General features: G+C 75.1%; 8 protein-coding genes and 1 tRNA gene. 2 read left to right on the top strand and 7 right to left on the bottom strand.

Annotated features, from left to right (window positions below; genetic code table 11):
* The first annotated feature begins 57 nt into the window (after positions 1 to 57).
* The gene (locus C7Y72_RS21270; RefSeq protein ID WP_107571221.1) at positions 58 to 3639 is read left to right on the top strand and encodes an indolepyruvate ferredoxin oxidoreductase family protein; all 3582 of its coding nucleotides are present in this window, start codon (positions 58 to 60) and stop codon (positions 3637 to 3639) included.
* Between the two features lie 21 nt (positions 3640 to 3660).
* Here C7Y72_RS21270 and C7Y72_RS21265 read toward each other — a convergent pair whose 3' ends face one another.
* The 6 genes from C7Y72_RS21265 to C7Y72_RS21245 all read right to left on the bottom strand — a co-directional run bounded on the left by C7Y72_RS21265 (position 3661) and on the right by C7Y72_RS21245 (position 9291).
* A complete protein-coding gene (locus C7Y72_RS21265; protein WP_107571220.1) occupies positions 3661 to 5112 on the bottom strand; it encodes a protein adenylyltransferase SelO in 1452 nt (483 codons plus the stop codon).
* A gap of 3 nt (positions 5113 to 5115) precedes the next feature.
* On the bottom strand, positions 5116 to 5682 hold the full coding sequence (locus C7Y72_RS21260) for an NYN domain-containing protein (RefSeq protein WP_107571219.1): 567 nt from the start codon (positions 5680 to 5682) through the stop codon (positions 5116 to 5118).
* 229 nt (positions 5683 to 5911) lie between these two features.
* A tRNA-Cys gene (locus tag C7Y72_RS23625) sits at positions 5912 to 5981 on the bottom strand.
* A gap of 189 nt (positions 5982 to 6170) precedes the next feature.
* Positions 6171 to 7256, bottom strand: a complete 1086-nt coding sequence (gene metX / locus C7Y72_RS21255) for a homoserine O-acetyltransferase MetX (protein WP_107571218.1) — start codon at positions 7254 to 7256, stop codon at positions 6171 to 6173.
* A gap of 15 nt (positions 7257 to 7271) precedes the next feature.
* Positions 7272 to 8579 carry an O-acetylhomoserine aminocarboxypropyltransferase/cysteine synthase family protein gene (locus C7Y72_RS21250; RefSeq protein ID WP_107571217.1) on the bottom strand — a complete coding sequence of 436 codons (1308 nt, stop codon included), beginning with the start codon at positions 8577 to 8579 and terminating at the stop codon, positions 7272 to 7274.
* The gene (locus C7Y72_RS21245; RefSeq protein ID WP_107571216.1) at positions 8572 to 9291 is read right to left on the bottom strand and encodes a type 1 glutamine amidotransferase; all 720 of its coding nucleotides are present in this window, start codon (positions 9289 to 9291) and stop codon (positions 8572 to 8574) included. The genes C7Y72_RS21250 and C7Y72_RS21245 overlap by 8 nt, the downstream gene beginning before the upstream one ends.
* A 260-nt stretch (positions 9292 to 9551) precedes the next feature.
* Between C7Y72_RS21245 and C7Y72_RS21240 the strand changes: the two genes are divergently transcribed.
* Positions 9552 to 10373 (top strand): MlaE family ABC transporter permease, encoded by an 822-nt coding sequence (locus C7Y72_RS21240; protein WP_233243955.1) that lies wholly within the window; start codon positions 9552 to 9554, stop codon positions 10371 to 10373.
* Between the two features lie 39 nt (positions 10374 to 10412).
* Here the strand turns inward: C7Y72_RS21240 and C7Y72_RS21235 are convergent, their stop codons facing one another.
* The gene (locus C7Y72_RS21235; protein WP_107571215.1) at positions 10413 to 12863 is read right to left on the bottom strand and encodes a methyl-accepting chemotaxis protein; all 2451 of its coding nucleotides are present in this window, start codon (positions 12861 to 12863) and stop codon (positions 10413 to 10415) included.
* Positions 12864 to 13091: the final 228 nt, after the last annotated feature.

The following is a 13091-nucleotide window of genomic DNA, read 5'->3' as shown; positions in this document are numbered from 1 at the left end:
GTCATCGCGACATCGCCCTTGCACGCGGCCTCCCGCCAATGGTAAAAGCACCTGACCATGCTTGGACCGACGATCAGCACGCCGCGGACGCCGACCGGAGCGCCCTCCCGGGCGGTCGGTCGCACGGTCACCCTCGAGGACAAGTACCGGCTCGACGAGGGCCGCATCGTCCTCAGCGGCGTGCAGGCGCTGATCCGCGCGGCGTTCGACCAGCTGCGCGCCGACCGCCGCGCCGGCCTGCGGACCGGCGGCTTCGTCTCCGGGTACCAGGGCTCCCCGCTCGGCGGCCTGGACCAGGAGCTCGCCCGCCAGCACGCGCTCGCCGCCGAGCTCGACCTGCACCTGCGGCCCGGCCTCAACGAGGAGCTCGGGGCGACCGCCGTCATGGGCTCCCAGCTCGCCACGCAGCTGCCCGGGCCGCGCGTCGACGGGGTCGTGGGCACCTGGTACGGCAAGGCCCCCGGCGTCGACCGGGCCTCCGACGCGATCCGCCACGCGAACCTCGCGGGCACCTCCCCCAGCGGCGGCGTGCTCGCCCTCGCCGGCGACGATCCCGGGTCGAAGTCCTCCACCCTGCCCAGCGCCAGCGAGCCGCTCCTCGCCGCCCTGCACGTGCCCGTCCTCTACCCCGGCGACGTGCAGGAGACCCTCGACCTCGCGCGGCACGGCTACGAGCTCTCCCGGGCCAGCGGCCTCTGGGCCGGCCTGAAGGTCGTCACGAACGTCGCCGACGGGGCCGGGACCGCCGAGGTCCACCCCGACCGGCTGCGGATCGACCGGCCCGTCGCGGAGGTCGACGGGCGGCCGTACCACCACGTCCCCACCGCGCGACTGCTGGCCCCCGTCTCCACCGACCTCGAGGCGTCCCTGCACGGGATCCGGCTGCCGCTCGCCGTCGAGTACGCGCGCCGCAACGGGCTCAACCGCATCACCCTCCCGACCGCCGACGCGTGGCTCGGCATCGTCGCCGCGGGCAAGACCTACCACGACGTCCGCCAGGCGCTCACCGACCTCGGGCTGTCCGACCGGGCGCTGATTCAGGCCGGGATCCGACTGCTGCAGCTCGGCATGGTCTGGCCGCTGGAGCCCGCGATCACGCGCGAGCTCGCCCGCGGCGTCGACGAGGTGCTCGTCGTCGAGGAGAAGCAGGCGTTCCTCGAGCGCGAGGTCAAGGCCGTCCTCTACGGCGCCGCGGCGCCGCGCGTCATCGGCAAGACCGACGAGCGCGGCGCCCCGCTGCTCCCCGCCCACGGCGAGCTCGACGCCGACGACATCGCGCTCGTCGTCGCCGCCCGGCTGCGCGCCCGCGGGATCGAGCCGCCGTCGGTCGCCGCGCGCGTCGCGCGGATCGAGGCCGCCCGTGAGCGCGCCGGCGCCGTCCCCGCGCTCGGGACCGCCGGACGCACGCCGTTCTTCTGCTCCGGCTGCCCGCACAACAGCTCCACCCAGGCACCCGACGGCGCGGTCGTCGGCGGCGGCATCGGCTGCCACACCATGGTCCTGCTGAACCCCGACGGGAAGGGCGAGGTCGCGGGCATCACGCAGATGGGCGGCGAGGGGACCCAGTTCATCGGGATGGCGCCGTTCACCGCGACCGGGCACTTCCTCCAGAACCTCGGCGACGGCACCTTTCACCACTCGGGGTCGCTGGCGATCCGCGCGGCCGTCGCGGCCGGGCTGCCGGTCACCTACAAGCTCCTGTCCAACGGCACCGTCGCGATGACCGGCGCGCAGGACATCGAGGGCCGCATGGCCGTGCCCGAGCTGACGCGCTGGCTCGCGCTCGAGGGCGTCAGGCGGATCGTGATCACCACCGAGGACCCGTCGCGCTTCGCCGACGCGACGCTCGCGCCGATGACGACCGTCCGCCCGCGCGAGGACCTGCTCGCCGTCCAGGAGGAGCTCGCCCGCGAGCCCGGCGTCACCGTGCTGATCCACGACCAGGCGTGCGCGGCCGAGAAGCGCCGCCTGACCAAGCGCGGGAAGCTCGCGCCCGCCCCGTTCCGGGTGGCGATCAACGAGCGGGTCTGCGAGGGCTGCGGCGACTGCGGCAGCAAGAGCTCGTGCCTGAGCGTCCTGCCCGTCGACACCGAGTACGGCCGCAAGACCCGCATCCACCAGGCCTCCTGCAACACGGACTTCTCCTGCCTGGAGGGCGACTGCCCGTCGTTCGTGACCGTCCGGCCCGCCCGCCGCCGCCGCGCGGCGGCCACGACCGCGCCCGCCGCCGCGCGGCCCGCCGTGCCCGAGCCGCCCGCGCTGCCCGCGCCGCCGCGCCGCGCGCGCAGCGGCGCGACGAACGTGCGGCTCGTCGGGGTCGGCGGGACCGGCGTCGTGACCGTCGCGCAGATCATCGGGATGGCCGCGATGCTCGACGGTCTGCACCTCGCCGCGCTCGACATGACCGGGCTCGCGCAGAAGGGCGGCCAGGTCGTCAGCGATCTCGTCCTCTCCCCCGCGCCGGTCGACGGCGTCGGCAAGCTGCGCAGCGGCACCGCCGACGTCCTGCTCGGCCTCGACGTGCTCGGGACCGCCACGCCGAAGAACCTGCTCGTCGCCGCCCCGGACCGGACCACCGCGGTCGTGTCCACCAGCGCCGTGCCGACCGGCCGGATGGTCGTCGACCCCGGCACGCCGTTCCCGCGCCTGACCGGGCTGCTGCGCACGATCGAGACCGCCACGGGCGCCGACGGCAACGCGTACCTCGACGCGCAGGCGCTCGCCCAGGCCCTGTTCGGCGACCACATGCCCGCCAACGCGATCGTCGTCGGCGCCGCCTTCCAGCTCGGGGCGCTGCCGCTTGCGCAGGAGTCGCTGGAGCAGGCCTTCCGGCTCAACGGGGCGGGCGTGGAGCAGAACCTGCGCGCGTTCGCGTGGGGCCGGGCGTGCGTCGCCCACCCGCACGCCGTCGCCGCGCTCGCCGCCGACGCGGACGCGCCGGTCCCGGGGGCGCACGCCCCGGCGATGCCCACCCCCGAGCGGGTCGACGAGCTCGTCGCCCGCCGCGCCGCCGAGCTCGTCGCCTACCAGTCGCGCCGGCTCGCGCAGCGCTACGAGGCGGCGGTGGCGGAGGTGGCGGCCGCCGAGCGCGCCGCGACCCCGGGCCGGCTCGAGCTGACCGCGGCGTTCGCCGACGGGCTGTTCAAGCTCATGGCCTACAAGGACGAGTACGAGGTCGCCCGGCTGCACCTGCTGCCGCAGGAGCGGGCGCGGATCGAGGCGGAGTTCGGCCCCGGCGCGCGCGTCGCGCTGCAGCTGCACCCGCCCGCGCTGCGCGCGCTCGGCCTGCGCCGCAAGCTGTCGCTCGGCCCGTGGTTCACGCCCGCGCTGCGCGGCCTGCGGGCGGGACGGCGGCTGCGCGGTACGCCCCTGGACCCGTTCGGGCGCGCGGCGGTCCGCCGCACCGAGCGGGCGATCGTCGACGAGTACCTCGGCCTCGTCCGCGACGCGCTGGCGCACCTGGCGCCGCACACGCACGCGACGGTCGTGGAGCTCGCGGCGCTGCCGGACGTCGTGCGCGGCTACGAGGACGTGAAGCTCGCGAGCGTCGAGCGGTTCCGCGCGCAGGCGCAGGTGCTGCGCGGCCGGCTCGAGGGCGACCCGGCGGTCCCGGTCGTGCAGGTCCGCCGCTACGTCTGAGGCGCGGCGCCGTGGCGGCGATCAGGTGCCGCAGAAGGTGACGTGGCGGTCCCCGGGGGGCGCGGCGCGCGTGTAGCGCTCCCGGCCCGGGCGCACGACGAAGGGGTCGGTGACGACCTCCAGCAGCGCCTCGTAGGGTCCGAGGTCCCCGGCGGTGGCGGCGGCGAGCGCCTCCTCGACGAGCGCGTTGCGCGGGATGTACAGCGGGTTGACCGCGTCCATCGCGTCCGCGTCGGGACCCAGCGCCAGCCAGCGGGCGGTCCACGCGTCGAAGGCCTCCCGGTCGAGCACGTGGGCGCGCGCGGCGGTCGCGTCGCCGCGCGCGGTCCGGGCGAGGTCGCGGAACAGGCCGGTCCAGTCGGGGGCGTCGGCGGTCAGGAGCTCGAGCAGGTCCTCGAGCAGGCCGTCCTGCGGCACGGCATCCAGTCCGAGCTTGCGCGCCATCCCCGTCCCCCAGGCGTCGGTGAAGCGGTCGCGGAAGCGGTCCAGGACCGGGGTGGCGAGCGCGACCGCGTCCTGCGGGTCGTCGGCCAGCAGGGGCAGCAGGCCCTCGGCGAGGCGCGCGAGGTTCCACTGGAGGACCTGCGGCTGGCGGCCGTAGGCGTAGCGGCCGGCGTGGTCGATCGAGCTGTAGACCGTGCGCGGGTCGTAGCCCTCCATGAACGCGCAGGGGCCGTAGTCGATCGTCTGGCCGGAGATCGTCGTGTTGTCGGTGTTCATCACGCCGTGCACGAAGCCGACGAGCTGCCAGCGGGCGAGCAGGTCGGCCTGCACGTCGGCGACGGCCTCCAGCAGCGCGAGCGCCGGGTTGTCGGCCTGCGCGGCGTGCGGGTGGTGGCGGGCGATCGCGTGGTCGACGAGCCGCTGCAGGAGGTCGCGGTCGTCGAGCGTGGTGGTGACGTACTCGAACGTGCCGACGCGCAGGTGGCTCTCGGCGATCCGCACGAGCACGGCCCCCGGGAGCGGGACCTCGCGCGCGATCGTCTCGCCGGTGGCGAGGACCGCGAGCGCCCGTGTCGTCGGGATGCCGAGCGCGTGCATCGCCTCGCCCATCAGGTGCTCGCGCAGCATCGGGCCGACGGCGGCCTTGCCGTCGCCCCCGCGGGAGTACGGCGTCCGCCCGGAGCCCTTGAGGTGCACGTCGTGGCGACGGCCGGTGGGGTCGACGAGCTCGCCGAGCAGGACGGCGCGTCCGTCGCCCAGCCGCGGCGAGAAGCCCCCGAACTGGTGGCCGGCGTACCCCTGGGCGACGCTGCGCAGGCCCTCGGGCAGCGCGCGGCCGCTCAGCGCGGCGAGGCCGTCCGGACCGGCGAGCGCGTCCGCGTCGAGGCCGAGCGCGGCGGCGAGTGCGGTGTTGAGGACGAGCAGGCGCGCGTCGGGGACGGCGTCGGCCTCCCACGGGGTGTAGAGCCCCTCGAGGTCGGCGACGTAGGTGCCGTCGGCGAACGGCAGCGGTGGTGCGGTGGCGGCCATCGGTCAGTCCAGGAGGGTCCAGGGGTCGAAGCGGTCGATCGGCACCACGCGCACGCGCGGCAGCGGGACGGTGAAGGCGCGCACGTCGTCCTCGAGGTCCAGCAGCTCGAGGCCCTCGGCGGTCAGCTCGGCGAGCTGCGTGCTGACGAGCTCGCGGAAGCCGACGACGCCGGTCCGGCGGCTGGGGTCGCGCACGAGCGGCGTGAGCGCGGGCGCGAAGTCGCCGTCGTGGCTGAGCAGCAGGACGTCGCCGCCGTCGCGCTGGGCGAGCGCCTCGAGCGTGCGCTGGATCGCGACGTCGACGACCTTGACGTCCGCGGGACCGGACAGGAGCACCGGCCGGTAGCCGATCGCGGTGACCGCCTGGACGAAGGACATCGGGAGCGTGCCGCTGCCGTTGAGGAAGAAGAGTCCGCGCACGGGCTGCTCCCAGAGCGCGCGGGCGTGGTCCAAGACGCGGTCCCAGCGCGGGCGCTCCTCGGGGGTCGGGCGTCGTCCGAGCAGGCTGCCGCCGAGCGTGGCGTCGATGTTCTCGCCGTCGACGAGCAGGAAGGTCTCGCGGGCGGTCATGCCCCCAGCCTAGCGGGCCGGTCCCGGGGTTCTGTCGACCTGGACGCCGCCCGGACCCGACCCTCGAGCCTGGGTCGAGGGTCGTCGCGGGGCGGCCGACGACCCCGAGATCACCGACCGTTGTTGGCCGCGTGACCGTCGCAGCGACCCTCGACCCATGGTCGAGGGTCCGCGGTCGGGGCCGTTGGCGGAGAACCGCCGCGTCCCCTCCCTGGTGGGATGGCGCGGAACGCCCGGGTGGGAGTCGAACCCACGGATCGCGGTGTTGCAGACCGCTGTGCCCCGATGGCCTCCGGGCGAGGTGCAGGAGTCGGTGGTGCGACGGTCCCCTCGACCGCCGCACCACCCGGGCCGGGCGTCGCGCAGGAACGACACGACGTCCGAACACCCCTGCAGGGTCACGGCACGCCAGTCCCGGACGTGCCCCCGCTGGTCACGGCCCGGTCAGCCTAGCACAAACTCAATAATCTCGACAAACTTTATAGGCTTTAGGCGTCGAGTGCGTCCGCGAGCTCCCGCGCGTACCCCGGGACGTCGAACAGGAAGGCGTCGTGGCCGTGGTCGCTGTCGAGCACCAGCTCGCGGCGCACCCGTCCCCCGCCGGCCCGCAGCGCCGCGGCCAGCCGCCGGGCGTGGTCGGGGCCGAAGCGCCAGTCCGAGGAGAAGCTCAGCACCGTGCACTGCACCTGCGGCGACACCACCCGCGGCCTCGCCCCGAACGGGTCGAGGTCGTCCATCAGCCGCGACAGGTACAGGTAGCTCCACGGGTCGAAGCGCGCGACGAACGCCGCCGCCTGCCGGTCGAGGTACCGCTCCACCGGGTGCCGCGTCGCGAGCCAGGCGCGCGCGTCCGGGTCGGGCGCGGCCGCACGACGGTGCTCCCCGAACCGGGCCTCCAGGCCCTGCTCGGAGAGGTAGGTCACGTGCCCCAGCCGTCGCGCCACCCCCATCCCGACGTCGGGGTCGCGCGTGGGCCGTCCCGCGCCGAACGCCGGGTCCGCGAGGATCGCCGCGCGCGCCACCGCGGAGAGCGCGACGTTCTGCGCCGTCAGCCGCGCGGTCGTCGCCACGAGCAGGGCGCGCGCCAGGCGCCGCGGGTGCTCCAGCAGCAGCTCGAGCACCTGCATCCCGCCGAGCGAGCCGCCGACGGCCGCGTGCAGCCGGTCGATCCCCAGGTGGTCGAGCAGGCGCAGGTGCACCGCGACGAGATCCCCGACGGTCAGCGGCGGGAAGTCCAGGCCGTACGGGCGCCCCGTGCGCGGGTCCGTCGACGACGGCCCCGTCGTCCCGGCGCAGCCGCCCAGGAGGTTCGGCGTGATGACGTGGAAGCGCTCGGTGTCGATCGCCAGCCCGGGCCCGACGTGCTCGCGCCACCAGCCGTCCGGGGCGACCGCGTGGGCGTCCCCGGTCAGGGCGTGGCAGACGAGCACCGCGTTGGAGCGGTCCTGCGCCAGCGGTCCGTGCGTCTCGTAGGCGACCTCCACCGGCGCCAGCCGGCGCCCGCAGGCGAGCACCAGCGGGTCGTCCTCGGTGAAGAGGACGACCCGCCGGGTCGCGGTGAGCGCTGAGCCCACGGCCCCGGTCCCGGGTCAGGCGTGCGCGGGCTGCCGCGCGGCGGCCAGCGCCTGGTCGAGGTCGGCGATGAGGTCCTCGACGTGCTCGATGCCGACCGACAGGCGCACCGTGTCCTGCGTGACGCCCGCGGCGGCGAGCTCCTCCTCGGAGAGCTGCGAGTGCGTGGTCGAGGCGTTGTGGATCGCCAGCGACTTCGCGTCGCCGATGTTCGCCAGGTGGCTGAACAGCCCGAGCGACTCGATGAAGGTGCGGCCCGCGTCGTGGCCGCCCTCCACCCCGAAGGTCACGAGGGCCCCGTGGCCACCGCGCAGCACGCGACCCGCGACCTCGTGGTTCGGGTCGTCCTCGAGGCCCGGGTAGAACACCCACGCGACCGCCGGGTGCTCCTTCAGCCAGCGGGCGATCGCCAGCGCGTTGGCGTTGTGGCGCTCGATCCGCAGCGGCAGCGTCTCGATGCCCTGCAGGAACAGGAACGCGTTGAACGGCGACAGCGCCGCCCCGGTGTTGCGCAGCAGGACCGTGCGCACGCGGCCGATGTAGGCGGCCGGGCCCAGCGCGTCGGACCAGACCACGCCGTGGTAGCTGGGGTCGGGCTGGGTGAGGCCGGGGAAGCGGGCGCCGTGGGCGACCCAGTCGAAGCGCCCGGCGTCGACGACCGCGCCGCCGATCGACGTGCCGTGGCCGCCGATGAACTTCGTCAGCGAGTGGACCGCGACGTCGGCGCCGAGGTCCAGCACGCGCGCGCCGATCGGCGTCGCGACGGTGTTGTCGACGATCAGCGGCAGGCCGTGCTCGTGCGCCGCCTGCGCCCACGCGGGCACGTCCAGGACGTTGAGCCGCGGGTTGCCGATCGTCTCGCCGAACACCAGGCGGGTGCGCTCGTCGACGTGCTGCGCCAGCGAGGCCGGGTCGTCGGCGTCGACCCAGCGCACCTCGATGCCGTACTGCGGCAGCGTGTGGGCGAAGAGGTTGTACGTCCCGCCGTAGAGCTGGGAGACCGAGACGATGTTGTCGCCGGCCCGCGCGATGTTCAGGACGCTGTAGGTCACGGCCGCCTGACCGGAGGCGGTGACGACCGCGCCGACGCCGCCCTCGAGCTGGGCCAGGCGCTGCTCGAGCACGTCCCAGGTCGGGTTCATGATCCGCGAGTAGATGTTCCCCGGCGTCTTCAGCGCGAAGAGGTCGGCGGCATGGTCGGTGTCGTCGAACACGAACGACGAGGTCTGGTAGATCGGGACGGCCCGGGCGTTGGTGGCCGGGTCGGGCGACTGGCCGCCGTGGAGGGCGACGGTCTCGGGACGCAGGGCGGCGGGATCAGACATGGGGCTCCTTCGGGGTGAGGGGTCGGGGGGCGGGTCCGCGTCCGGCGCGGGCCAGGAGGAGGTCGAAGAGCGTGCGGCCGGCGGTCGCGCTGGCGGCGGCGCGCTCGCGGGTGAGGGCGCGCAGGACGCCGGCGCGCGGCCCGGGAGCGCCGGGGCGACCGTGCTCGGGGTGCAGCCACCAGTCGACCATCCACGGCAGGACCTCCGGGTGGAACTGGACGCCGAGGTGGCGGCCGTGCGTGTAGGCGAGCGTGCCGCGCAGGCCGCGCGCGCGGATCGTCGCGCCCGGCGGCGGCACGACGAGCTCGTGCTGCCAGCACAGCCACGCCCCGGCCGGGATCGGGGCGTCGGCACCGGTGACGCCGACGCCCCAGGTGATCCAGGGCGTCGCGGCGCGGCGGGTGCGGCCCCCGAGGGCGACGGCGAGCGCCTGGGAGCCGTAGGCGATGCCCAGCAGCGGCAGCCGCGGCGCGGCGGCGGCGAGCCAGGCGAGCTCCTGTCGCACCCACGGGACGTGCAGGTCGGCCGCCGAGGCGTCGGCGCCGAGCACGACCGCGGCGTCGTGGCGGGACGGGTCGACGGCGGCGAGCTCGCCGCGGTCGGCGCGCACGACGTGCAGGGCGACGTCGCGGTCGGGCGCCCACTCGCCCAGGAGGCCGGGCGGCAGGCGGTCGTCGTGCTGGACGACGAGGATCGAGGCAGGGGGTCTCACGGGACGCGGTGTCCTTCCGGGGAGCGGGCGACGGGGGCGGGCGGCGCGCGTGGGCGCCGTGTCGGTCCGGCGTGGGGCCGGTCAGGCGGCGGGGAGCCGCGACGGCGCGGGACATCGCGCCGCGCCCGGGAGGGCGGGGCGGGTCCCGATCGTGAGCGAGGTGTCGGTGGGAGCCGGCACGAGACCACCGTAGCACAAAGCATGTAATGTCTATCTCATTTGTTGGGATTGCTCGAACGGGTGGTCCGGCACACCACACCGTGACCTCCCCCCTCGCGATCCTCAGCGCCGCCACCGGCCCCGCGCGCCCGCGCCTCGAGCGCCTCGGCGGCATGCTCGCCCTGCTCGCCGCCAGCGTGCGCGTCCTCGCCTCGCCCGCGCGCTTCCCCACCTGGCGAACCGAGTTCGTCCTGCACAGCATCTTCATCCTGCGCGTCGCCGCGCTGCCGATCGCCATCAGCGTGGCCGCCTGGGGCTTCGGCGGCCCGGGCCTGCAGGCCGGCAACTTCCTCGTCACCTTCGGCTCGATCGACCGGGCCGGCGGCTTCATGGTCGTCGCCATCGTCCGCGAGTTCGGGACGTTCGTCACCGCGACCGTCGTCGCCGGTGTCGTCGGCACCACCATCACCGCCGAGCTCGGCGCCCGTCGCGTACGCGGCGAGCTCGACGCGTTGCGCACCCTCGGCGTCGATCCGATCGCGTCGATCGTCGCCCCGCGCATCCTCGCCCTCGCGCTGATGATGATGCTGCTGGACGTGCTCGCGCTGCTGTGCGGCGTGCTCGGCGGCTATGTCGCCGCGGTCGGCGTCCTCGGCGGCACCACCGGCGGGTTCGTCACGAGCTTCTTCGCCAACGCCACGTTCCTCGACCTCGCCGCCAGCGTGCTGAAGGTCGGGCTCTTCGGCGTCCTCATCGGCGTCATCTGCAGCTACCGCGGGCTGACCGCCTCCGGTGGCGCCGCGGGCGTCGGCCGCGCCGTCAACGACGCGGTCGTCGGATCGGTCGTGGCGATCTTCCTCGTGAACCTCCTGTACACGCAGTGGTTCCTCGCGGAGTTCCCCGAGGTCGGCGTGTTCCGCTGAGCCGCCACGGCGACCCGGCGGACCACGCCGACCGCCGGGTCAGGCGGCGAGCTGGAAGCGCCCGACGACCGCCTCGAGGGCGTCCGCCCGGCCCGCCAGCTGCTGCGCGGCCATCGCGATCTCGTGCGCGGACGCCGTCGTCTGCTCGGTCGACGCCGAGACCTGCTGCGCCCCCGCCGAGGACTGCTCGGCGACGCTCGCGACGTCGGCGATGTCGGTGTGCAGCCGCTGCGAGCCCTCGGCGATGCGCGCCACCTCGTCGGTGATCGCCTCCACGCGCGCCCCCAGGTGCTCGACCGACCGGCCGATCGCCACGAAGCTCTCGCGCGCCTCCTCGACGGTCCCGACGCCGACCTCCGTGCGCCGCGCCCCGTCGAGCACGACCTCGCGCGCCCGGGAGGTCTCGTGCTGGATCTGCTCGATCAGGGAGCCGATCGTGGCGGCGGCGTCCTGCGCCTCCTCGGCGAGCTTGCGGACCTCGTCGGCCACGACCGCGAAGCCGCGGCCCTGCTCACCCGCCCGGGCGGCCTCGATCGCGGCGTTCAGCGCGAGCAGGTTCGTCTGCTCGGCGATCCCGGTGATCGTGTCGACGATCCCGCCGATCTCGCCGGACTTCTGGGTCAGCCCGTCCATCGCCTGCGAGACGTCGGCCGACGCCGCGCGCACCGTCGTCATCGCCTCGGTCGCCTCGACCACGGTCCGGGCGCCCCGCTCGGCGACCTGCCGGGCCTCGACGGCCGCATCGGACGCCTCCTGGGCGCTGCGGGCGCTCGACTCGCCGGCGCGGGCCATCTCCTCGGTCGCCGCGCGTGCGGACTCCACCGCGCGGACCTGCCGCTCGGCGCCGAGCGCGACCTCGCCGATCGCGGTCGCGATCTCGCCGATCGCCCGGCCCGTCTCGTCGGAGGAGCCGGCCATCGTCTGGGACGCCACGGTCAGCTCGGAGGCCATCCGGGCGACCTCGCCGACGAGGCCCGAGAGCCGCTCGGTCATCTCCGCGAAGGCGTTGCCGAGCGTGTCCGCGTCGCCCTTGCTCGTCACCTGCACCCGCAGGTCACCGGCCGCGACCGCGGACGCGGTGTCCGCCACGCGGGCGAGGTCCTCGCGCATGTCGTTGTAGGCCGCGATCGACGACTGCGCGCGCTCGAGCATCTCGTTGAAGATGCCGGCGAGCGTGCCTGCCTCGGTGCCCTCCTGCGCGCTCAGCCGGGTCGTGCGCTCGCGGACCTCGACCCCGAGGTCGCCCCGTCCGCTCATCGCCTGCAGCCCCGCCTCGAGGTCCGCCAGGCAGTTCGTGCTCAGGCTTCCCAGGCGATCCTCCAGGTCGGCGAGGCAGGAGTGGTCGCCCAGCGCGACGCGCAGGTCCTCCCGCATCGCGTTGTACGCCTCGATCGAGGTCTGGGCCTTGGCGAGCATGGCGTTGAAGATCTCGGCCAGCCGTCCGACGTCGGCACCGTCGGCGGCGACCAGCGGCGTGGTCACCGGCGTCACCGTCACGGTCAGGTCGCCGCGGGCGCTCATCGCCTGCAGGCCGTCCTCCAGGGCCGTGAGGCAGTGCCCGTCGAGGCTCTCCAGACGGGCGCGCAGGTCGGTGAGGCAGGACTGCGTCCCGAGCGCGTCGGCCAGCTCGGCGCGCAGCGCGTCGTAGGCGGCGACCGACTCGATCGTGCGGGCGCGGATGTCGTCGACCGCGCGGCAGAGATCGCCGATCTCGTCGCGGGCGTCGGAGTCGATCGGCGGGATGTCGAAGGCGACCTCGTGTGCGTGGTCGCCGCGCTCGAGGGCCCGCAGCCCCTCGGCGAGCCCGTCGACCGCCTGGTCGCGGACGAGGCCGAGCCGCTCGCGGACCTCGCCGACCGCGGAGCTGACGTCACGGCTGATGCGGCGGGAGACGAGCAGCGCGACGGCGACCGCGAGGAGCGCAGCGAGGAGCCCGGCGATCGTCGCCGTGCGGCTCGCGGACCGCGCCGAGTCCTCCGACTGCCCGCGCAGCGTCTCGAAGCGCTGCTGCGTGCGAACCGCGGCGGCGAGCACCTGCTCGGCCATGCGCTCGGCCTTCTCGAACGCGGTGCGGATCGCGGCGATGCCGGCGCGCTCGCGGACCGCGGGGAAGAGCTCCGTCCGCACGGAGGCGTCGTGCGCCTGGTCGGCCTTGTTGGCGCCCGCGGCGATCCGCGTCGCCTCGGGGTCGCCGAACGCCTCGACGCTGGCGGCGCCGCGCTCGGCCATGGCGACGCCGCGCTCGAACTCGCGGACGTAGCGCGCGTCGCCGGTCTCGGCGTAGGAGGCCTGCGCGGCCATCTGGCGGCGGGTCCCCTCGGTCTGGGTCTGGGCGGAGGAGAGGGCGCTGGAGGCGCGGTCGGCGTCGGACCACGCCGAGCCCGAGCGGGCGCCGAAGAGGATCGTCGCCGCGATGGCGAGAACGAACAGCACCACGACGGCACCGAACCCGCGGCGCAGCCGCCCGGCGATCGTGTCTGAGGAGAACATGCGCGATTTTCCTTGGTCGTGAACGGGGAAGTCCCCCGGGGTCGTCGGCCACCGGGGAGCGGTCCGCAGGGGGCGAACTACGGAGTCCGCCCCCGGACATCCGTCCATGTTCACCCTCTACCTGAGGGTGAGACAGCCCGGATCGCGACCACCGGGGCGCCGCTGACGCGGCCCTCGACCCAAAAGCATGTAATCTCTACTGGCATTATCGAGTTAGGCGTCCGGGCA

The organism is Paraconexibacter algicola, from assembly GCF_003044185.1.
GTDB classification, from domain to species: domain Bacteria; phylum Actinomycetota; class Thermoleophilia; order Solirubrobacterales; family Solirubrobacteraceae; genus Paraconexibacter; species Paraconexibacter algicola.
Note: the sequence above shows the minus strand (reverse complement) of the source record. Positions and strands in the feature narration are given on the sequence as shown.